Source organism: Paracoccus aminovorans (genome assembly GCF_001546115.1).
Classification (GTDB): Bacteria; Pseudomonadota; Alphaproteobacteria; order Rhodobacterales; family Rhodobacteraceae; genus Paracoccus; species Paracoccus aminovorans_B.
The window spans coordinates 662,221-685,590 of sequence record NZ_KQ955209.1; the positions used below are offsets into that span (position 1 = coordinate 662,221).

At 70.4% G+C, this 23,370-nt stretch carries 6 protein-coding genes; 2 read left to right on the forward strand and 4 right to left on the reverse strand.

Going from position 1 to position 23,370, the window contains the following annotated elements; genetic code table 11:
* Positions 1–112 precede the first annotated feature (112 nt).
* Both ASV56_RS15045 and ASV56_RS15050 read left to right on the forward strand, forming a co-directional pair.
* Entirely contained in the window at positions 113–8,110 is a 7,998-nt protein-coding gene (locus tag ASV56_RS15045; RefSeq protein WP_082724855.1) for a DUF7507 domain-containing protein, read from the forward strand.
* Positions 8,110–11,694, forward strand: a complete 3,585-nt coding sequence (locus ASV56_RS15050; protein WP_062562829.1) for a transporter — start codon at positions 8,110–8,112, stop codon at positions 11,692–11,694. Before ASV56_RS15045 ends, ASV56_RS15050 begins: the two co-directional genes overlap by 1 nt.
* A 544-nt stretch (positions 11,695–12,238) precedes the next feature.
* Here ASV56_RS15050 and ASV56_RS15055 read toward each other — a convergent pair.
* The 4 genes from ASV56_RS15055 to ASV56_RS23665 all read right to left on the reverse strand — a co-directional run bounded on the left by ASV56_RS15055 (position 12,239) and on the right by ASV56_RS23665 (position 23,367).
* Positions 12,239–12,778, reverse strand: coding sequence for a LuxR C-terminal-related transcriptional regulator (locus ASV56_RS15055; protein WP_172823778.1), 540 nt, complete (start codon positions 12,776–12,778; stop codon positions 12,239–12,241).
* A 180-nt stretch (positions 12,779–12,958) separates the two neighbouring features.
* Positions 12,959–14,335, reverse strand: a complete 1,377-nt coding sequence (locus ASV56_RS24175; protein ID WP_062562831.1) for an SUMF1/EgtB/PvdO family nonheme iron enzyme — start codon at positions 14,333–14,335, stop codon at positions 12,959–12,961.
* Between the two features lie 6 nt (positions 14,336–14,341).
* Positions 14,342–21,778: an annexin gene (locus ASV56_RS15065; RefSeq protein WP_062562832.1), complete on the reverse strand. Its 7,437-nt coding sequence runs from the start codon at positions 21,776–21,778 to the stop codon at positions 14,342–14,344.
* Complete coding sequence (locus ASV56_RS23665; RefSeq protein WP_062562833.1) at positions 21,775–23,367, reverse strand: hypothetical protein; 1,593 nt, start codon at positions 23,365–23,367, stop codon at positions 21,775–21,777. The genes ASV56_RS15065 and ASV56_RS23665 overlap by 4 nt, the downstream gene beginning before the upstream one ends.
* Positions 23,368–23,370 lie beyond the last annotated feature (3 nt).

The following is a 23,370-nucleotide window of genomic DNA, read 5'->3' on the forward strand; positions in this document are numbered from 1 at the left end:
CTCCCGGGGCGTTCCAAAAAAATCATCAGCATTAGGGATTTATTCATCGGTCCTCTGCCAAAACGACCCTGCTGCCGAGGCTTGGGGCGGGCGACGATCGGGCCCGATTCATATGTTCAGAATCTTCACTCATCACGGGTTGCCCTTTCATCGGGCGCTTTTGCGCCATCTGGCTTCGATCCTGCTGGGTTGCTGGCTGCTGGCATTCCAATCCCAGGCCGCGGTCGCGCAGTCCGTGGATTGGGTCGTCAATATCGACGATTCGGGATCTGATCCTTCGCCGGCCGGCGGGCTTGTCGACTACACGATCCGCATCGCGAATGATGGCCTGAGCCCGGCCCCGGCGACCACGCTTGGCCTTGATGTCCCAAGCGGCACGGTGCTGGAGGCGACGACCGGCGCGATCGCTGGCTGCGCGCCGCTGCCGGCCGCGGGCCCGCAGAGGGTGTCCTGCCTGGTGCCGGCGCTGGCCGCGGATGCCCATGCGGGCCTTACCGCGCAGCTGCGGACCTCGACGCAGGGGACGATCGGCTTCACCGCCTCGGTTCCGACCAGCATGGCCGGGGCTGTCGACAGCCAGCCCGGCAACAACGCGGTTACCGAGAATACCAGCCTGACCGCCGGCGCCGACATGGCGCTGACGCTGAGCGGACCCGACAATGCCCCGTCGGGCGCGGTCGTGATCTACAGTTTCGTCGCCAGGAACAATGGCCCCGATCCGGTCGGCAACCTGACGCTCGGCTTTGCCGTCCCTGCCGGGCTGGCGAATATCGTGCCGCCGCCCTCGGCGGGCTGCACGCTGGCGGCGGGCACCTATAGCTGCCCCATTGCCGGGCCGGTCGCGGCCGGCATGACGGTGACGTGCAGCTTCCAGGCGCAGGTTGTGCGGGCCTCCGGCCTGACCGTCACGCCGGCGGCCAGCATCGGCGGCGGCTCGGTCCCCGATCCCGTCCCGGCCAACAACAGCATCCAGAAGACCACCGGGATCGCGCCGGGCAGCGATCTGTCCATCAGCAAGTCGCGCGCGCCCGGCGGCGTCATCCTGATGGGCCAGCAGGTCACCTTTACACTGACGCCGCGCTATTCCGGCGACAGCCCGCAAGGCATCACCGTGACCGACACGCTGCCTGCACACTACAGCCTGGTATCCTACAACGCGCCGGGCTGGAACGTGACCACCTCGGGCCAGACGGTGACGGCAACGCGGGCCGCCGGCAGCGGGACGGGGGCGAACCTGGCCCTTGGCCCGATCACCATCGTGGCGCGGGCGGATGCGGCGGGCAATGTCAGCAACACGGCGCAGATCGTCTCGGCCGCGCCGGAGGATCCCAACCCGGCCAACAACGGCGCCAGCGACGGCGGCGTGACCATCCAGGCGCCGCAGGTCGATCTGCGCGCGAACAAGAGCGGCCCTTCGCCGGCGCTCTATGTCGTGGGCCAGAGCTATAACTTCACCATCAGCACCAGCAATATCGGCAACGCGGCCTTCGTGGGCAGGCTGCGCATGACGGACCAGCTTCCCGCCGGGCTGCGGGTGACGCATGCGGCGCCGAACGGCTGGAGCTGCACCGCCCTGCCGGTGACGGGGCCGGCGCCTCTGAGCTGCCAGCGGGACTATTCCTCTGCCGCGCCGCTGGGCGTGAACGGGACCACGCCGGCCGTCACGCTGACGGCAGAGGTGACGCAGGCCGGGGCGCAGCCGAACGGCCTGACGGTCGGTTCACCCGATCTGCCGGATGAGCCGAACACCGGCAACAACAGCACCACCTATGCCGGCACTGCCGTGCTTGCGGCCAACAGCGCCGACCTGCGGGTGATCAAGACGGCGAACCTGGCCGCGGTTGCTTCGGGCGATCCGATCCTGTTCACCGTCGAGATCGTCAATGACGGTCCCGCCACCGCCACCGGGGTCACGGTCACGGATGCGCTGACCGGGCTTCTCAACAGCAACGTGGGGCCGAACCACGGCTTTGCGGGCTATGCGGCGCTGCCGGGCAGCGCGTCGGCCCCGTCCTGCTCGACCGGCTCCAACGGATCGGGCCGCACCGCCAGTTGCACCATCGCGACCCTGCCGGTCTGCACGGCGGGCAGCGATTGCCCGCGCATCATCTTTACCGTCAGACCCGGAGGCAATGCGGGGGCGCGCACGAACACGGCCAGCGCCCTCTCGGCCGGCACGCCCGATCCGGTGCCCGGCAACAATTCCGGCAGCACCGGCTATGCCGTCACCGCGCGGGCGGATGTGTCTGTCAGCATGACCGCCGCTCCGGCGACGCCCGCGGTGGGCCAGCCCTTCGACTATGAGATCGCCGCGCGCAACCTGAACAGCGGGCTCTCGCAGGCCGAGAACGTGACCATCACCGATACGCTGCCCGCCGGGCTGACCTTCATCTCGGCCACGCCTGCCAGCGGAAGCTGCGCGGTCAAGCCGGCGGCGAACACGGCCGTCGGGCCTGGCAACGATACGGTCAGCTGCAACCTGGGCACGATCCCGGTCAATGCGCAGCGCACCGTCACCATCCGCATGCGGCCCGACCTGGGCGCGCAGGGCGGATCGGTGTCCAATACCGTCAGCGTCGCGACCAGCAGCCCGGAAACCGAGACCGGCAACAACAGCTTCTCGCTGAACACGACCATTGCCGATCCGCAGATCAACCTGCTGGTCAATATGACCGACAGCGTCGATCCGCTGCCGGTGGGCAACGACACGGTCTATCGCATCACGGTGACCAATTCCGGGCCCTTGGCCGCGACCAGCGTCGCGGTGACGAACGACCTGCCGGGCGCGCTTGCCTATGCCGGCCATGACCTGCCCGGTGACGGCACGTGCGGCACGGTGCCCGCGGCGGGCGTTCCGGGCGGGCAGCTGGCCTGCAGCTTTCCGCTGCTGGCGGCGGGCGACAGCCGGGTGATCGAGGTGACGGCGCGCGGCTTGGCGAAGGGCGTGGCGCTGAACCGGGTCGAAGTGGCATCAGCCGAAACCCGGGCCGGATTCGAGGCGAACCTTCTGGACAATGTCGCGACCCAGCCGACCACGCTGCGCACCCGTGCGGATGTCGAGATGGTGTCGAACACCTCGGATCCCGCCACGGTCAATCTGCGCGATCCGTTCGATTTCCGGATCGAGCTGCGCAATATCGCCGGTGCCGGCCTGGCCGAAGCCGATGACGTGGTCGTCACCGGCAACCTGCCCGCCGGGATCGAACTGACCGGAACCCCGACGGTCGCCATGGTCAGCGGCACGGCAAGCCTGTCGTCCTGCACCGGCGTGGCCGGCGCGACCACCTTCACCTGCAATCTCGGGACGCTGAGCCCCGGCGCCGAACTCCGCATCACCGCCCCCTCGCGGGTGATTTCCATCGCGGCCACCGGGCAGGTCTTTACCAATACCGCGGGCATCGCAACCTCGTCCTTCGAGGCGAATACCGCCAACAATGCCAGATCCGGCACCGTCACGGTCAATGCCAGCTCGCTCGGGGGCCGCGTGTTCCGCGATTTCGACAATGATGCCGCGGCGCATGGCGGCGATGCCGGGATCGGCGGCCTTGCCGTCTCGCTGAGCGGCACCGCCTTCGACACGACGCCGGTCCACCGGACGGCGACGACCGCGCCGGATGGCAGCTATGTCTTCGCAGGGCTTCCCGCAGGGCATTACAGCGTCAGCCATGCCGCCATCGGCGAGGCGGACCTGCAGGACGGAATGACGACCGCCGGCAGTGCGGGCGGCACGGCGACCGCGAGCACGATCAGCGGCATCGCGCTGCCCGCCGCGACGCCCGCGACCGGCTACCTGTTTCCGAAAGTGCCGCGGGCGCGCATCGGAATCGCGAAATCCCTGGCCGGCGGGCTGACGATCCATGCCGATGGCAGCTTCACGGCGGGCTTCGGCCTGATCGTCCAGAACCCCTCGCTGGAGGCGCTGGAGCAGATCGAGGTCACCGACCCGCTGGCCGGCGCCGCGCCGGCCTTCGGCAGTTTCGCGGCGCTTGCCAGCCCGGCGACCGATCCGCTGGCGCCGGGCAGTTACACCATCGTCGCGGCCCCCTCGGGCAGCTGCGGCGGTGCGAATGGCGGCTTCGACGGCGCGTCGAACGACGTCGTGGCCAGCGGCTTCAGCCTTGCCGCCGGGGCGCAGTGCAGCCTGGGCTTCCGGATCCGCGTGCGTCCGCTGGGGCCGCTTCCCCCGGTTCAGGCATCGGGCGGCCATTACGAGAACAGGGCGCAGGCCGAGGGCACCGGCGCGCTGTCGGGCCAGACCAGGGCAAGCAACCCCGCGCTTGCCGACGGTTCCAACAATGGCACGATGGTTCAGCCGGGGGTCGTCTCGCCGACGCCGCTGGCGCCGGTCTTCGCTCCATCCATCACGCTGGTGCAGACGGCCGATGCCTCGGCCCTGAACACGCCGCCGGCGAAGGGTGACAGGCTCACCTACAGCCTGACGGTGACGAATACCGGCGACGTGACGTTGACGAATGTCACCGTCGCGGCTCCCGCAGTGGGTGCGGTTGCGGGCAGTCCGATTGCCGCGCTCGCGCCGGGTGCGTCGCAGGCGCTGACGGCGGTCCATGAGTTGACGCAAGCGGATCTGGATTCCGGCGAGGTCGTCAGCACCGCGACCGCCGAGGGCGAAGCCCCGGATGGCAGCGCGGTGGCCGACGTCTCGGGGACGGGTGCAAGCAATGACGATCCGACCGTGGTGCCGCTGACCGCAGCGCCTTCGATCGCGCTGGTGAAAAGCGCCGATGTCTCGGCCCTGTCCTTGCCGGCGATGCGGGGAGACCGGATCAGCTATGACCTGACGGTGACGAACACCGGCAACGTGACGCTGACGGATGTCGCCATGACCGACCCGATGCTGGGCGCGATCCCGGGCAGCCCCGTGACCGCGCTGGCGCCGGGCGCGTCGCGGACCCTGAATGCGGATCACGAACTGACCCAGGCCGATCTGGACCGGGGCAGGATCGAAAACAGCGCGTTCGCCGCAGGCAAGGCGCCCGACGGCCGCACGGTGGACGATGTTTCGGGAACGGATGCGACGAATGACGATCCGACGCAGACGAACCTGGCTGCCCGGCCGGCGATCGCGCTGATCAAGACGGCGGATGCCTCTGCGCTCTCTTCACCGGCGGCGGTCGGCGAGCAGATCGCCTACAGCCTGACGGTGACCAATACCGGCAATGTGACGCTGACGAATGTCACCGTGGCCGACCCGATGCTGGGTGCGGTCGCGGGCAGTCCGGTGGCCGTGCTGGCGCCGGGCGCGTCGCGGACCGTGACGGCCGGCCATGCGCTGACTCAGGCGGATCTGGATGCGGGCGAGGTGGTCAATACCGCGACCGCCGAGGGCGAGGCTCCGGGTGGCGGCCGGGTGACGGACGTTTCGGGCACGGATGCCACGAACGACGATCCGACCGTGGTGGCGCTGACGGGCCGGCCCGCCATCGCCCTGATCAAGCTGGCCGATGCCAGCAGCATCTCGACACCGGCCGCCATCGGCGACCCGATCACCTACAGCTTCACGGTGGCCAATACCGGCAGCGCGGCCCTGAATGACATTGCGCTGACCGATACGATGCCGGGTGTCGAACTGACCGGCGGGCCGATCGCCGCGCTGGCGCCGGGAGCGGTCGATTCGACCAGCTTCACCGCGACCTATCGCTTGACCCAGGCCGATATCGACGCGGGCGAGGTTCGCAACAGCGCGACGGTGACGGGCTCCGCCGACAGCGGCGAACTTGCAAGCGACATTTCCGGCACCACGGCCGGGGATGACGACCCCACCGTCGTTCCCATCGCGCCCGCCGCCGGAGTGCGGCTGATCAAGTCGCTGGCCGGAATCGAGGATACCAATGGCAACGGCATCCAGGATATCGGGGATGTGGTCCGCTTTGGCTTCAGGATCGGCAATACCGGCAGTGTCGCGCTGCAGGTCGAGAGCATCGAGGATGCGACCGCGACCGTCTCGGGCGGGCCGATCACCATCGCTGCCGGCATGAGCGACGGCGGCAGCTTTACCGCCAGCCATGTGCTGACCCAGGCCGATCTGGATCGCGGCCATGTGCAGAATACGGCGGTGGTGGCCGGCACGGCGGTGCGCGGCGACGGCAGCCCCATTCCCGGCCCCGGCGGCGCGCCGCTGCGGATCAGCGCCAGCTCGGATGCCGGGACCGATCCCGAGGGGCGCGCGGTCCCCGATCCCGAAGCCACGGAGACGCGGGATGGCGCCGGTGAGACCGACGGCGATCCGGGCAATGACCCGACCGTGGCGCGGCTGGCCCGGACGCCGGCGGTCGCCTTGATCAAGCGCTATGCCGGCTTTGCCGACGCCAATGGAAACGGCGTCGAGGACGCGGGCGATACGCTGAACTTCGCCTTTGCCGTCGCCAACACCGGCAATGTCGCGCTGCGGATCGACACCATCGACGACCCGGCGGCCACGGTCTCGGGCGGGCCGGTGATCCTCGCCCCGGGAGAAACCGACAGCACGGCCTTTGCCGCGATCTGGCTGCTGGGCGATCAGGATATGCGGCGCGGCCATGTCCAGAACGCGGCCCGGGTCACCGGCCATGCGGTGACGACGCAGGGCCTGCCGATCCGCGACGGCAGAGGGCTGCTCAGCGTCACAGACGTCTCGGACAGCGGCACCGATCCCGAGGGCGCGGCGCTGGACGATCCGCAGGCGGTGGAAACCCCGGACGGCAAGGGCGGCACCGACGGCGATCCGGCCAACGACCCCACCGTGGTCAAGCTGGGCCGGCCCGAGATCCTGCTGAAGATCAGCATCGTCGAGACGCCGGACCGCAACGGCAACGGCATCTTCGATGCGGGCGACCAGATCGCCTATGGCTTCGCCGTGACCAATACCGGCAATGTCCCGCTGGAGGACGTCACCATCGATGCGGGCAGCCTTAGCCTGGAGATGCCCGGCTTCTCCTGCCGGCCGATCCGGTTATCGGTGGCCGGGACGGCGGTGCTGACCTGCGCCGGCAATCGCTACACGGTCACGGCCGAGGATGCCCGCCAGGGCCAGATCAACCTGGCCGCCACCGCGACAGGCCGTTCGGTCGCGGGCGTGCGGGCGGTGTCCGAGGACGCCGTGGTCTCGCCGACGATGCGGGCCGGTGGGCTGACGCTGACCAACGCGGCGGATCGCGGCACGGCCGTCGTCGGCGATCTGGTCGGCTATGTGCTGGAACTTACCAATAACGCCGCCGGGATCGCCACGACCACCGACCTGGTCGATACCCTGCCCGCCGGCTTCAGCTATCGTTCCGGCAGCGCGACGGTCGGCCGCGCCAGGGTCGAGCCCGAGATCCGGGGCAACCGCCTGCTCTGGCGCGGGTTGACCCTTGCTGCGGGGGAAACCCTGCGGGTGCGAATCGAGGCTCTGGTCGGCGGCGGCGTCCGGCCGGGCCCTCATGCGAGCCGGGCGCAGGCGTTCAGCCCCGCGACCGGCCGGCCGGTCACGCCCGAGGCGACGGCCACGATCCGGGTCGAGGTCGATGCAGTTCTTGCCTGTGCCACCGTGATTGGCCGGGTTTTCGACGACCTGGACCATGACGGTTACCGGAACGCGCGACCCGGCGAAGAGGGGGCCGAACAGGGCCTGCCGGGCGTGCGGCTGGTAGCGCCGAACGGGCTGGCGGTGACGACGGACCGGCATGGCCGCTTCAGCCTGCCCTGCGCGGCGCTGCCGCGCGACATCGGCGCCAATTTCATGCTGAAGCTGGATGAGCGCACGCTGCCGCTGGGTTATCGGCCGACCTCCGAAAATCCACGCGTGGTGCGGCTGACGCCGGGGATGCTGACGAAGATGAATTTCGGAGCCAGCCTGTCCCGGGTCGCGCGCGTGGATCTCTCGGCGCGCGCCTTCAGCGGCGACGATCCGCGCCCCGAGTTGCAGGATGGCCTGCGCCGGCTCGTCGCCGAAATCGCGGCCCGGCCCTCGGTCTTGCGGCTGAGCTATCGGCTGGGCCCGGGCGAGCGGCGCGGCGACGCCAGGGTTCGGCTGCGCCGGGTCGAGGCCGCGCTGCGCCGGCTGTGGCCCGCGAACGGACGATTTGCCCCGCATATCGAGACGGTGGTGGAAACGCGGCCGGTGGGGCGCTGATGATCAGGGCGGATTTTTCCAGCATGAACCCGATCAGCAAGCACAGGCTGGTGGCCTGCACCGCGCTTGTCCTGATCCTTTCGTTGCAACCGGGACTGGCCCAGCGGGATGACAGGGGCTGCGCGCCGGTTCCGGGCGAACGGCCCGGCGCTTGCGCATATGGCAATACCGGATCGGTGGCTTCACCCGCATTGCCGCCCGACGCGCAGCGCGATCCGGCCGGAGATCTGGGCGATCTGGGCTTTTCGATCTCGGTCGATGCAGCCCCTGCGGCGCCCCCCCGGACCATTGCCGGCCCGCCGCCGCCGCCGGACTGGCCGCAGGCGGTGGTGGATCACGATCTGGACCGGCTGGACCTGCAGGTCAGCGTCGACGGGCTGGGCGCGCGGCCGGTCCTGAACGTCTCGACCGCCGACATGCGCAGCCGCTACCGGGCGGGGCAGGCGATAGGCTTCCGCACCGCATCGAACTATCCCGGCTGGATCGCGCGGGCCGAGGTCATCGTGACCGATCCCGACCGCCCCGGCCATCCGATCGCCGTGCTGCCCGCGCGCCCGAACGGGCTGACCGAATGGGTGATGCCTGCGGATGGGCCGCAGGAACTGCTCTATGTCCTGCGGGTGCATGACCGCAGCGGGCGTTACGACGAGACCGCGCCGCTGCCGCTGACCCGCGCCTCGGCGCCGTTGGAGGGGCCGGAACTGACCGGCCCGATCATCGCGGCGGGCGAGGGCGAGGATCGCACGGCGCGCCGCACCATCCCGGTGCGCGGCGCGGTGGTCACGGTCTCGGGCCAGGATCTGCCGGCCGGTGCCCGGCTGACCGTGCTGGGCGAGGCGGTGACGCCGGACGCCGACCGGCGTTTCGTGCTGCAACGCATCCTGCCGCCGGGCGAGCATGACCTGGACATCGCCATGGGCAGCCAGTCGCAGACCCACCGCGTCACCGTGCCGCAGCGCGAGCTGTTCGCGACCGGCATCGCCGAGATCACCCTTGGCCGTGACAGCGCGACCGATGGGAACTGGCGTCACGGCCGGGTCGCGGGTTTCGTCCAAGGGGTGCTGGCCGATGGAACGAAGCTGACCGGTTCGGTCGATACGCGCGACACGGAACTGCGCGACATGTTCCGCCACGGCACCCGGCGCTTCCCCGACCAGGTGCTGCGCCAGATCGAGGATCGCGACGTCTGGGTGGCGACCGGCGACGACAGCACGGTGGAGGATCTGGCGCCAACCTCGGGGCGGCTGTTCCTGCGGCTGGAAAACGACCGGGGCCATGCGCTGTGGGGCGATTTCCGCCCCGAGGGCGACCTGGACCGCATGGTGCGCAGCGACCGCACGCTCTACGGCGCCTCGGCTGGCTGGCAATCGCCCGAGACCGTCGCCGATGGCAGCCCGCGCGGCAGGATCAGCGCCTATGCGGCCTCGACCGACCGGCTGAGCCAGCGCGACGTGTTCCGCGGCACCGGCGGCAGCACCTATTTCCTGTCGCACCGCGACATCGAATCGGGCACCGAGACGCTGCTGGTCGAGCTGCGCGACCGGGTCTCGAACACCATCGTTTCGTCCCGGCGCCTGGTCGAGGGCCGGGACTACCGCATCGACTATGTGCAGGGCGTGGTGATCCTGAACGCGCCGCTGTCGCCTTCGGCCAGCGGGCCGGGGCTGGTCGGCGACGGCACGCTTGGCGACCGGATCGTCAATCTGGTGGCGCAATACGACTATGTTCCCGCCAATGGCGCCGGCGCCGGTGACAGCCATGGCGCGCGGGCCGAAACCTGGGTCACGCCGCATCTGCGCTTCGGCGCCACGCTGGCGCAGGAAGCGGCCGGCGGGGCCGATAACCGGCTGGGTGGCGCGGACCTGCTGTGGAAGCGCAACGAGGACAGCTGGCTCTCGGCCGAGATCGCCGAAAGCGAGGGGCCGGGCTTCGGCCAGACCCTGTCGCTGACCGGCGGCCTGGATCTGGACCCGGCGAGCCCGACTGCCGGGGCCAAGGGCCTGCGGGCGCGCGGGACGCATGTCGAGGGCCGGCTGGATCTGGCCGAGATCGGCGGCGCGGGCCATGTCTCTGCCTTCTGGGACCGGCGGGACCAGGGCTTCACCGCGCCCGACTGGAACGTGACGGTGGGCCAGAGCAGCGCCGGCCTTGACGGGCAGGTCGGGATCGGCCCGGCGACCGCCCTGACCTTTGGCGCGACGCGGTTCCGCGACGATGCCGGAAAGCGCGACGACCGCGCGCGCATCGGCATCGACCACAGGCTGAGCCGCCATTGGCAGATCGAGGCTGAACTCGCGCATCGCGACCGCGCCAATCCCGGATCGCTGGTCGTGGGCGAAAACGGCCGCGGCACCGACGCCGCCGCCCGCCTGACTTGGCACCGCGACGACGACCTTTCGGCATGGATCTTTGGCCAGGCCAGCCTGTCGCGCTCGGGCGACATGCGCAGGGACGACCGGGTCGGCGTCGGGGCCGAGGCGGCGGTCTCCGACCGCCTGCGCGCCCTGGCCGAGGTTTCGCAGGGCACCCAGGGCGCCGCCGGGCAGGCGCAGCTGACCTGGGCCGCAAGCGCGGCCAGCAGCTATACGCTGGGCTGGCGCGAGGATCCGACGCAGGTCGACAACCTCGCCAGCGGCGAACGGCGCGGCCTGACCTTCGGCGCGCAGCGGCAGATCAACCGCGCCTGGACCTATACGACCGAGACGATCCGCAGCGGCATCGCCAGCCGCCGGTCGCTGGCCTCGACCCATGGCGTCAGCTACACGCCGGACGAACGGTGGCGCCATGATGCCGGGCTGATCACCGGGCGGGTGCTGGAACCGGACGGCACCATGATGCGGCGCAGCGGGCTGTCGCTGGGCACGCAATTCTCGAACGGAGGGGATCAGGCCGCGAAGCTGCGCGGCGAATGGCGGCGCGAGCGCTCGGACGATCCGCTGCGGCTGGCCGCGCGCCAGAGCTGGATGGTCACGGGCGAGTTCACCTGGCGCACCGGTGACGACTGGCGCCTGGTGGGCGCGCTGGATGCCGTGATCTCGCAGGGCGAGGACGAGTTGCGCGACGGCCGCTATGTCGAGGCGATGCTGGGCTATGCCTATCGCCCCATCGACAGCGACCGGCTGAACGCGCTGCTGAGCTATACCTACCTCGAGGACCTGCCGGGCGCGGATCAGGTCAATATCGACGGTAAGACAGACGGGCCGCGCCAGCGCAGCCATATCCTGAACGCCGCTTTCAGCTATGATCTCGACCAGCGCTGGACGCTGGGCGGCAAATACGGCTTCCGCACGCGCCGGCAGGCGGACCGCGACCGTTCGGATCAGGTGACATCGACCGCGCATCTGGCGGTGCTGCGGGCGGATTACCGCATCGTGCATCTGTGGGACGCGATGGCCGAGCTTCGCGTGCTTCACGCGCCGCGTGCCTCGATGACGGAATACGGCGCGCTGCTGGCCGTCTACCGCGAGATCGGCCCGAACGCGCGGATCGGCATCGGCTACGCCTGGGGCGGGGTGTCGGATGATCTGCGCGGGGTGGAGCCGGCCAAGCGCGGGGTGTTCGTGAACCTGATCGGCAAGTTCTGACGCGCGGAGCGCAGGTTTCCCCAGAAGGCCGCGACCTGGCCTCGGGGGCGATGAGTGTTTTCCGGCGAGCCTTCGGTTCGCTGGCAGCATTGCCCCGATTCATCGATACCGGGCTGCGCGGCGCTGACGGTATAGCCGCCAGACCGGAACAGGATCGCATCTTGCCAGAGGCCGCATGTGCATCGCGCCATTGCCGCCACCGGCCAACCGTGCTCGCCGGTGAGTTGCCCATAAACCCAAGACAATTCAAAGCCAGTCAGGCCGACCCCCTGCGCTCTGGCCTCATGATCCGGCGCGATCTGGCCGGGATCGGATCACCAGGAACGCCAATGGTGGCGCCCCAGGGCCGCGGCCGGGTCGTGGATCCGCCTGATGGACCTGAACCGGCGGCGGCCATCGAACTCGAAACATGCGCCACGACCCACGGCAGAGGCCATCGGGCAAAGCCTGGTCATCCGTCCAGCGCATCGCGCAGGACGCCGACCTGTGCCGAACTGCCCATGCGCCACGCCGCGCCTCGGGCCGGTCCATGCCTGATCCGGCGCTATTTCGCCGCCATCGCCTCGCCGGCGCCGCGCAGCATCGCCGCCGCTTCGACCCGGTTCTGCACGTTCAGCTTCACGATGATGTTGTGGACATGGTTCTTGATGGTCGGCACCTCGAGGCCGAGCTGGCGCGCGATCAGCTTGTTCGACAGGCTGTCGGTCAGAAGCGACAGGATCTGGTATTCGCGGCTTGAAAGCTTGGTCAGCCGCTGCACCTCGCGTTCGCGCAGCGAGATCTGCAGAAGGTGTTCCTGCAGCAACCGGCTGATCCGGGGCGGGCAGACCAGATCGCCCCGCAGCGTGGCCTGGATGATGGTCACCAGGTCGTCGATCGACTGGTCCACGGTGACGCAGGCCGCCGCCCCGGCCTCGACCGAGGCCAGCAGCGCACATTCGTCCCGGTCCAGCCCCAGCGCCACGACCGGCTTGCCCCGGGCGACGGCGAAGGCCGCCCGGACGCCTGCCGCCGGGTCGCCGGACTGGCTGGCACGCACATCGACAAGCACGGTATCCACCCGTTCCAGCGCGCCGCCATCCATGCAGCCCGGACCGTCGCATGCCAGGATGGCGTGGATTTCCGAACGGTCGGAGAGCGCTTTCTGAAGCCCCTCCCGGTAAATGCGATGTTCAATGCAAAGCAGTAACGAGAACCGATCCATACCAAGTAATCTCCTGTTCAGGAGGACGCCATGGGCAGTGCAATCAATCACAGGGAAATATCATAACACGAAGATCAACCGGTGGCTTCGAGATTCTGACGCCAGGGCAGGCCGCCGGTTGGCCGGCACCGGCGATGCCGCGCCGCCGGCGATCAGGGGCGGCTTGCCGGGGCCGGGGTCCAGCCATTCGCCGGGGCCGTGGATCAGACCGGACAGACCCAGGGGCGACAGGTCGACGGGCTTTGCGGCATTCATGCCCCAGGGATATCGCCGGCCGTCGGCGCCGCGCGCGGCCATTTCCCATTGGTCGGGCGTCGGCAGGCGTCCACCCAGCCGCCGCGCCTCGGCCTGTGCGGCGGTCAGGGGAACGGCGGGGCGCGGCAGGCTGTCGATATAGAAGCCGCGCTCAAGCCTCACCCGATGCGGCGGGTTCGGCACGGTGCCGCGCGGCGCCAGCGAGGTGCCCAGCCGGTAGCTGCCCGGCGGCACCCAGGTCAGCAGGGTGCCATCGGCAAGGGCCGGCCCGGCGGGACCGAGGATCACGCCGGGCGCCGGTTGCGGCGGGGTGCCTCCCGGCAGCGGCTGGCTCAGCGCCGCGGCCGTGTCGCGCAGGCCCGGCGGCAGGCGGTCGGGATCGTCGTCCAGTACCGCCTCGACGCCGGGCGGAAGCGCCTTGCCTGGCGGCCCGCCAAGGCGGGTCAGCACGGCGTCGCGCAGCGCGAGGATCATGCGCGCCTCGTCATGGGTCACGCCCTCGGATTTCGTCTCGGGCAGGCGGATGCGGGCGACGGCGCCGGCAAGAGGGGCCAGGCGCAAGCTGCCGGCGGCCAGCATCGCGGTGACGGCGATCTCCCAATCGGGGTCGGCCAGTGCGCGGACCAGCGCGCCTTCGACCCGCGCCGGGTCGGCCGGGCGGTCGCGCATCCACCAGCGCATGATCTGGAGCTTCTCCCGGCGCCAGCCGGGAAGCGCGAACAGCGCGGCAGCCGAATGCGTGGGCAGCGAACCCGCGCCAAGCCGGTCGAGCAGGGCCAAGGCCTGCTCGGCGATCACCGGCTCCGGATCCGCGACCAGCGCCAGGGCGCAGACCGCGGCGATATGCGGATCGGCACCCTCGGCCGCTTGCAGGGCCGCCAGCCGCTCCAGGGCATCCGCCGAGCGGGCAAGGCCGATGATCTCGTCGGGCGGCATGAGGGCAAGGCCGTCCGGCACGAAGCCGCCCCGGCCTTGGCGCAGGACGAGGTTGCGGGTCGCAAGGTCGCGCAGCAGCCACAGCGTCGCGCCGCCGCTGCGCCATGCGACCGGCCCCGGATCGACCGGCGGATCCAGCGGCGACCAGCCCGCGGCCCGCAGGCGCAGGACGACCGCGTCCCAATCCAGGGCGCGCGTCAGCACCTGCGGGGTCGTCGGGTCCGGGACGGGGGGCGGGCTGGGCATCGGTCTTTACCAATCTAGCTTGAAATGGCCTTGCAGCAAGGCCGCGACGATGGCGCGCTGCGAGGTGAGCGTTTCGTTCGTCACGGGGTCCGCCGTCCCCAGCGGCAGGACAAGAGAGCGGCCGGTCTTGATGTCGACGATGACGATGGGGTCGGAACTGGTGCCCGGTTCCATCACCATCTTCATGTCGTCGCCCGCGGCCAGGCGCACCGGAATGATGCGCTCGGTGACGTTGACCCCTTGCTGAAGGAACTTGGCTTCGAATGGCCCCAGCGCCTCGAGGCCGTCGCCCAGCAGATACGCCCGCTGCCTGGGATCGGCGCGGAAGATGTCGCGCAGGACCGCCAGTGCCTCGGGGTCGGTCAGCCTCTGCCAGCTGGCCAGCCAGGACCGGATCTGATTGATCGGAGTCTGGCTGCCCGTCAGATCGTCGGGCAGCGTATTCAGCGCAAAGTCCATGACCGCATCGCGGAAGACTTCGGGCGACTGATGCGCAGCATCGCGCAGCCTGGCCATGATCGGACCCGGATCGTCCGCAACATTCAGGAACCCCAGCAGATTGCTCACCTCGGGCGCAAGATCGCTGCGCTCGAAGCCGTGCTGCTCGCGCAGCCAGATGCTTTCGAACCTGACCTTTGACCGGACATGCTCGGGCAGGCGCTCCATCACCTTGTCGAAGACGTTGCGCCTGATGTCGGCGATGCCGCCGCCGCCCATGATGACATCGACGACGACGAAGCGATAGGAGTCTTGCGACCCGTCGCCGATGGCGTCCATGATGGCCTTGACCAGATGGGGGCCGCGCTGGCCCTGGACGCCCTCGAACCCTTCCGGTTTGGGCTGTTCGAATTCGCCCAGGGGCTTCTTGCGTCCCTTCAGGTCCGGTGCCTTGGGAACCGTCCTGGTCGGTAAGCCGGGTCCGAGCGATTCGATCAGGAACGCGCCGCCACGCTCGACCCCCAGAACCAGGTCGGGTTTGAACGCGCTGATGAACTGGCGCACTTGTTCCATGGCCTCGATGTTTTGCTGAAGGATGCTGCGCTCGAACATGCCTTCCAGCCTGTCGGAGGTTCCGGGGGCTTCGATTTCGCCCCTGGCGATCCATTTCGTCTCGCGCGACGCGGGCCGCCGGCCATGCAATCCCTCGCTGAAGGGCAGGTGCTGGAGCAGGGTCCGGGCCTTCTCGGGGCCTTGCCCATCCAGCCCTGCAAGCGCGTCGCGCAGGCGTGGCACCTCGCCGGCTTTCACCTGGTCCAGCGACAGTCTTCCGGCCCGGACATCGGCCATGGCCTCGTCCAGGGCCGCGTTGAATTCCTGGATTTTCGCCAGCCTGGCCTGAAGCGCGTCGTAGCGGTCAAATTCGGGAATGCCCGCCCGAGAGGCATCCGCGTCCACGAACCTGAGCGCCAGATCCGGATCGGCCATGATCTTGCCGAGCAGTTCGGTCATCTCGTGCATGGCGTCGATTTCCGCCTTGCGCCACTCGAACAGCGCGAGGCTTCGGCCGGCATCGTCGCCGGCCGCGGGTCTGGGTGGGTTGGTTATCCAGTCCAGCGTTTCGTCGAACATGCGGGTGGTCTGCTCGGGGCCCGTGTCCGCGACCCTCGCCATGGTCTCGATGAAACGTCTGACGCGCTCGGGCAGCTGTTCGGCCCGCAGGCGGTCCAGCTGGTCCTGCCGGCTTTTGGCGCGCGCGTCGAGGTCAGCCGCCCTGGCCTGCAACAGTTCGGCGAATTTCGTGCCCCTAACCTGGTCGACCGCGCTGGCCGCGCGCTGCGCGAATTCCGCGTTGCGTTGCCGCAGGCTGGCCAGAAAATTGACCACCGCCTCCTGGTCGGCGTGTCGGGCAATCGCGAAAAGCGTGTCCACCGCCCTGGGATTCACTCTTTCCGGCAAATTGCCTTTCAGCAATTTCTTGGCTGCTTCCTCTGCTTCGGCATCGCCCGCATCTTCGGCCGCGACGAAACCGCGCCCCTGCTGCGCCGCCAGGCGGGGGTCCGCAAGGATCAGCCGGTGGCGCAGAAGCTGGGCGTCCAGCCAGCGCACCTCGGCCTGCGCCCGCAGGGCCGCGTCCGCGGACGAGCCGGCCCTGGCCAGCGCGTCCATGCGCTCGTGGATGATCGCCGGCAGCTTGGCCAGCTCAAGCTGCGCCTCCCAGCCGCGCGAGCCGACGGTCAGGCCGGTGGCATTGGCGCCGTGGATCAGGTCGTGCAGGACCCGGCGGACATTGCCTAGCACCCCCATGTATTTCTGCATCGCATGGATCGTCCCGGCGTGCAGCGCCACGTCCAGCGCCGTCGCCCCCGGCCCGACCCGGACATCCACGCCGACGATGCGGTTGCCGATGCGCAGCGGCTCGACATGGACGGACCGCCCCGGCAGGTCGGGGTCGGGGGTGACGAATGTGCCCTGGCGGATCACCTCGGGCAGCACCGCCCGCATCGCCTCGACGCGCGGCGCGTCCGTGTCCGGGCGGGCTTCCGCCTCCGGGCCGCCCGCGGGTCGCGCCATCTCTGGCCCGGCAGCGGCGGGCCGGCGCGCGGCTGCCTCGGCCGCCTCGACCGAGGCGCGGATTTCCTGCATCAGGCCGCTCTGCTCGATCTCGGCCCTGGCCTTGCGGCCCTGCGGCGAGGCCAGGAAATCGGCCATCGAGGCGTCGGGATTCTCGTGCCGGAACGCCTCGAAATGGTCGCCGATGATCCGGTTCAGCTCGCGCACGCGCCCGATATTGCCCGGCTCGAACAGCGCGGAATGGCCCATGCGGAACAGCCCGCCACCCGCCGTCATGGAAAGATCCAGCGTGCGGCTCATCGCCACCGATTGCAAAAGCCCCATGCCGGTGCCGGTCAGGAAATTCGCCAGCGGATCGCCCTTCCACATATTGTCGTCGGCCATGGTCTGGATCACGGTCGAGGGCAGCGAGGAGGCCGCATCCTCGATCCCCTCGGCGGCGAAGCGGGCGACCGCGCGCTCGACCCCCTCGCGGGTGGGCGCGATGGCGCGACCGGCGCGGGCGACCAGGCCGCTGCCTTCCAGACCGGCCAGCCGCTGCGCCAGGCCCGTCCTGCCGATCCGGCCGGCAAGCGCGGGCAGCCTGGTGCCGCGCACCAGGCTCTTGATCGGTCCCAGGATCTTGGTGCCCATGCCGGCGGTCGCGGCCGACATCGCCGCATCGACCACGCCGACCGCCGCGTCGATGGCGAAGTCCTGCGTGCCATAGGCGCCGCCCTTGATCAGCAGTTTCGTCGCCATCGTCGCAACGGTGGCATAGAGCGAGGCGAGCACCGCCACCATGATCGGCCCCGCGGTGCCGGCCGTGGCCACGGTGATCAGCGCCGCCACCACCAGCCCGACGACGATCCCGACGATCTGGGAGGCCATGTCGGTGACGCTGTCGATGCGGCGGCGGTGATCCTCGACCGCCGCCTGCACCCGCTCGACGCGGAAGTCGAGTTCCTCGCCCAGCTGCGCGCGCTCCTCGCGGGCCTCGTCGGTGTCGGGCCAGTTGGTTCGCAGCAGGCCCGCCTTCAACTCTTGCAGGCGGCCCAGCTCGGACTGCATCCACGCCGCCTCGTGCCCCGCCGCGGCGCCGCCCAGGACGCCGGTCAGCTGGTTCGCCTCGCGGTCGACCCGGCGTTCTTCCTGGGCGATCGCCTCCAGCGCGCTGGTCGGCTTGCCATGGTCGTACATGTCGAGCACGTCCGACAGGTCGCGGCCGTCCAGCTCGTCGACCAGCATGTCGCGGAATTTCTTGCCGGGGTGGCGCTTTTCCCATTGCGCGGCCAGCACGTCCAGCTCGGCCTTGGTCATGCTGCCGACCACGCGGCGCACCACCTCCTCGTCGGTGCCGGCGGTGCGGGTGGCGTATTCGATCTCTTGCAGGGGGTCCAGGCGGCCGCCCTGTTCCAGCATGTTGCGGGCCTTGTTGCGGTCCTCGCCCGACATGTTGACTTCGACGACATATTCCAGCGGCCAGAAATACTTGTCCTGATAGACCTGCTTCAGGCTGTCCATCGACAGGCGGCTGTCCTGCTGGGCGCCGTCCTGGATTTCCTTCTCCATCCGGCGCTCCAGCGCCATGCGCTGGCGCGAGATCTCTTCCTCGCTGACGCCGGGCTTGTGGCGCAGCTCGTCCACCAGCCGCCGGACCCGCATGTTGCGCGCCGGCCCCTCGTCCAGCCGCCGCGCTTCCAGCGCGCGTTCGTATTGCGAGCGCAGCACCGCGTTGATGCGGTCGTCCGAGGCATAGAAGCCGGTGCGCTCGATCTCGATCCGGGCGGCATCGGCCTTGATCAGGTCGTTGTCCTGCAGCGCATTGGCAAGGTCCAGCTCGGCCCCGCTCAGCTCGGACTTGAAGGCGCGGCGCAGCACGGTCGTGCCTTCCAGGCCGGGGGCATTGTATTGCTCGACATCGGCATAGCGCTCGCCGAACTTCTTCTCGATCAGCGCCAGGCGCCGGCGGACCTCGGCCTCCATCTCCTCCGAGGCCCAGTTCTGGCCCTTCGCCATGGCCAGAACCTCGGTCCGCACCCGGTTCTGCACCTCTTCGATGCGCTTCTCGTCGGTGCCGGTGCTGATGATGCCGCCGCGCATCGCCTCGTCGAACTCGATGGCATCGGCCAGTTCGTTGTCGCCCGCCAGCAGCGCGTTGGCCTGGGCGATCTCGTTGCCGTCCGACAGGTCGTCCTTCAGGTCCGCGTCCAGCGAGACGCCATACATGCGCAGGTATTCGGCGCGGATCGCCTCGCGCTCGGCCTCGGACTTGTTGCGCAGCGTGCGCATGATCGTGGCCTCATCGGTGCCGAGCCCGGCCATGGCGTCGTGCAGCGCGATGGCGTCGGCCTTGGCCTGCTTGCCTTCCAGCTCGGCCATGGCCTGGTCCAGTTCCTCGCCGCCCATCTCGCTTTCGAGGTCGCTGTCGAGATCGCTGTCGAAGATGGCCCGGTACATCTTGCGCACCACCGCGCCCTGCAGCGCGGTCATCGAGCGCAGGCTGTCATAGATGCGCTGCTCGTCCGTGCCCCATTGGTCCATCGCCGCGTGGACGTTCTGCGCGATCCGCGCCGCATCGAAGCCGGCGCCCTGCGTGCGCGCGACATCGTTCAGCTTGTTGGCCGTGGCATGGTCCCCGCCCGAGACCGGCATCGCGATCAGCGCGGCCTCGAACTTCTCATTCGCCCCGGCCTGATGGTCGCGGGTCAGGTTGTCGCTCAGCCGGTCGGCGGCGAAGTCCAGCGGATGCTTGCCCTTGGCCTTGTTGTAGAAGGTGCCGAACGCCGCCTTCTGGGCGTCGGTCATCTGGTTGATCTGCTGCGCGGTGTTCTGGTCGACCTCCTTGGCCAGCGCCTTGGCGGCCAGCTCGGCGCCCAGCAGGTCGTCGGCAATGGCCTTGGCGTTCTCGCGGCCGCGCCGCACGCGCCATTGCTCGTTGACGTCCTTGGCCTGGCTCAGCCAGCGCCGGATGCGGGCGACGAAACGCTCCCACCAGCTCTTGCCGGCCAGGATCTTCTCCTCGGCCCAGTGCCGCGCGGCCTCGATCCCGGCCGAGCCCGCGCCCTCGATCGCCTTGCGATTGCTGTCCGTGGTGGCGGCGGCCAAGGCCAGCGCCTTGCGGAAATGCTCGGTCGCCGCCTTGATCTGCTGGTCCGACCACAGCCGGATCTGCACCGACATATCGGCCAGGGCCTGTTCGCGCGGTCTGTCGGCCTGGTTGCGCTCGGCGCGCGGCGGAGCCGGCGTCATCACCTGGTAGATTTCGCGTTGCGCCAGCGTGCGATAGGCATCCTGCTGCTCGCCCCGCGCCGTGGTCAGCTCGGCCTGCCGCTTGTCGCCGGCGCGCTGGTAATGGGTGATCTGCGTGGTGACATGCTCGCGGAACCAGGCGACGATCCGGTCGCGGCGGGCATGGACGACGCCGGGGTCGTTCTCGCCCGCGACGGCGGTCTGGCGGCGCAGCGTCTCCTCCTCGGCCGCCTCGGCTGCGCCGGCGATGGCGTCCGAGGTCTTCTGCCCCTCCTCGGCGACAGTCTTCCTGGTCTCCTCGGCCTGCTTGCCGACGGTGGCGGCGGCCTTGGTCTTGGCCTCGTCCAGTTCCTTGCGGCGCTTGGCGACCATCTCGTCAAGCTCGGCGCCGCTGATCCCGGCGGCATCGGCGATATCCCTCAGATCGCCGGTCAGGGCGGTCTCGAGCCCGTCCAGCATCTCGGCGCCGATATCGGGAAAGTTCTTGAACAGCGCCTCGCGCGCAAAGGCGTTCTTGCGCAGGCGGACCAGGATGTCGGTGGCGCTGGCACGGGTGTTCGCCATCAGCCGCGCCACCAGTTCGCCGATCCTGGCGCGGTTCTCGGGCGTGGTGCCCTCGGCCTTGAACGGGCCGATGTCGGGGGCGATGACCTGGGGGCCGCGCCCCTTGCGGTCGGGCGCGTCGCCGGTCCGGGTCAGCGTTTCCAGCGCCATCCGCACGCGCCGCTGTTCCGGCGTCTCCTTCTGGTTCTTGACGTCCTCGGCCGAGGCGCCCGGCGGAAGCTGGGCCAGCGTCTTGGCCGCGGGGGTGATGAGAACCTGGAACAGGTCGGGATCGACCGGGCGGACGCCCAGCGGTGGCATGGTGCCGCCGATCTTCTGCCCCTCGATCTCGCGCTCGGGCGAGGCGTTCAGCGCAATCGACTGCTGGTCCGGCAGATGCTTGCCCGAGGCGGCGAGCACCTTCTGCGTGTGCTCGGGAACCGGGTTCGGTGGCGGCGGGGCGGGCGGGGTGGTGTCGATCTCGGGCGGCTTCGGCACGGTCTCGATGGCGTCTCTGGTCATCCCGTCGCGCGCCGCCGCATTGCGCTTTTGCGCGCCGGCCCCGAGTTTTGCCAGCCGGGCCGCGCCCTCCTGCGGCACCTTGACGTCGGGCGGCGGGATCGCGGCGCCAGTAGCGCGGACCTGCCCCTGCCAACGCCGGACGATGGCGCCGGGCGACGGCCCCTCGGCTTCGCCCGATGCGGGGGCGGGCGGCGCGCCTGCGGGTTTCGGCGCGGCCTCGGGCGGGGCGGTCGGCGGCGCGGCCTCGGGCAGGGGCGTGCCGCCCTGGGGGAATGCGGGCATCGGCACCGGCCCGGTCGCGCGCGGCTTGTCCTCGCCCTTCAGCAGCGCCGCGTCCGAGCCGCCGGGCGGGGCGGCGGGCGGGCGGGGCGTGCCCAGCGGATCGGTCGCTGTGTCGGCAGCGTCGCCGGTCGGCGGCGGCACCTCCGGCGGCGGCTTTGCGGGCGGGTCGCGCTGGCCCGCGGCCGAGCCGCGGCTGGTGGCTTCGAGCATGTCCAGCAGGATGATCGACAGTTCGGTCCAGCGATCCTCGTCCGGCACGAGAGTGGACGTGCCGCGGCGCGCAGGCGTCTGGCGGCGCGGTGCCGGGGCGGGCGGCGCGGTTTTTGCGGCGGGCGGGGCGAAGCTGCGGGTCATCCTGCCCAGTCCTCCTCGGCCGAGCCGAATGCGACGACCAGCCGCTTGTCGAGCCAGGGCAGAAGGCCGGGGTCGGCGTCCAGCCCGGCGCGGCGGATGTCGAAGTCGACCGCCTCGGGCGGCAGCCGGACCCGGATCAGGCGGGGTCCGATCTCAATCTCGCCGGCGATGCCCAGCAGTTCCGTCAACGCCGGCGCATCGAGCGGCCGGCCGATCAGGCTCTCCAGCGTGGCGATCAGCACCGCCGCGCCCCATTCGGGCAGGTGCCAGGCGCCGTCCTCGGCCAGGGCGGCGCGGCAGGTCTCGATCCGGGGGGGCACATCGGCTCCGGCCAATGCGCGGGCGGCGGCGGTGACGGTCGCGCAGAATTCGTGCCGCGCCCAGTCCGGGACCGGGCCAAGCGGCGCGGGGCGGCGCGGAAACTCGGGCGCCAGCGCAGCCGAGGTGGGATCGTCCGGCGCCCCGCTGATGGTGGCGAGCATGGCCGACAGCGCCGCGCCCTCGGCCACGCCGATGCGCCACAGCGCCTCGGGCATGCCCAGGCGCATCGCCAAGGTCACGAGATAGGCGAGGCCGCCCCAGCAGGTCGGCAGGGCGGCAGAGGGCGCTTCCGCTTCGGTGTGGGTCCGCTCGGGCAGCGGCGTGGTGTCTCGGTCCGGGATGGTCCGGCGGGTCGGGACCGATTCCTCGGAGTGCGGGGCGGGAGGGTCTGCGGGCCGGTGCGGGACAGGAATCTCTGCGGCCCGCGCGGCTGAGGGATTGGTCGCCATGGATGGCCCGGGGCTCGCGTCGGGATGCGGTGCGCTGCCGGGCGGGCGCGCAAGGATCGGCGCATGATCTTCGGAGTGCTGCTGCGGCGGCATTCCGTCGCGCAAAGGCCGCGTGGGCTCAGCATGTTCGGTCGGCTGCTGATACGCGGGCGGATCCTGCGCGGGGTCGGCGTCGGCTTGATGTCCCGGATGCGGCGTGCCTGTCCGTTCCACGACAGCCAGGATCTTGGCGCGGATGGCTGCCGGCAAAGCCGCCGCGCAGCGGGCGGCGAGCCTATGCAGCACGGGCGGCGGCAGGCCCGAAATCACCGCGTCCAGGACGCCCGCCTCGGCACAGTGGACCAGTGTTTCGGCCGCCACCTCGGCCGGCTCGTCCAGCAGTTTCCCGGCCAGGGCGGGCAGGGTGTCGATGCGGCCCTCGGGGCCCGGCGCGTGCCGCAGCGCGGCGATCAGCGCGGCACCGTGCCAGGCGCCCGGCGTCGGCCAGATCCGCACCTCGGCCTCGGCGGGCAGCGGGTCCGCGCGCGGCTGCGCGACGACGGCGATGTCGCGGATATGGGCGGCGAGATCCTGGCCGATCTGCCGCGCGAGTCCCGCGGCGTCGCGGATCTCGGGGCCGATGCGCAGGCGCAGCCTCAGGTTGCGGATGCGGATGACGGCCGCCGCGCCATAGGCGGCGTCGAGCTCGCCCGCCAGCGCATCCAGCACGGCGGGCAGGAACTGCCGCTCGACGACCTTCCGGACCGCGCCGGCGCGGGGCTGCGCGCCGTCGGGAAGGTGCAACGAAAGCGCAAGCGAGCCGACGGTCAGCGCGCCCATGGC

Bases quoted from the DNA above. Each gene is read 5' to 3' on its own strand.
- ASV56_RS15055 (WP_172823778.1), bottom strand. From the start codon at position 12,778: ATGGATGGCGGCGCGCTGGAACGGGTGGATACCGTGCTTGTCGATGTG.
- ASV56_RS15050 (WP_062562829.1), top strand. From the start codon at position 8,110: ATGATCAGGGCGGATTTTTCCAGCATGAACCCGATCAGCAAGCACAGG.
- ASV56_RS24175 (WP_062562831.1), bottom strand. From the start codon at position 14,335: ATGCCCAGCCCGCCCCCCGTCCCGGACCCGACGACCCCGCAGGTGCTG.
- ASV56_RS15045 (WP_082724855.1), top strand. From the start codon at position 113: ATGTTCAGAATCTTCACTCATCACGGGTTGCCCTTTCATCGGGCGCTT.
- ASV56_RS23665 (WP_062562833.1), bottom strand. From the start codon at position 23,367: ATGGGCGCGCTGACCGTCGGCTCGCTTGCGCTTTCGTTGCACCTTCCC.
- ASV56_RS15065 (WP_062562832.1), bottom strand. From the start codon at position 21,778: ATGACCCGCAGCTTCGCCCCGCCCGCCGCAAAAACCGCGCCGCCCGCC.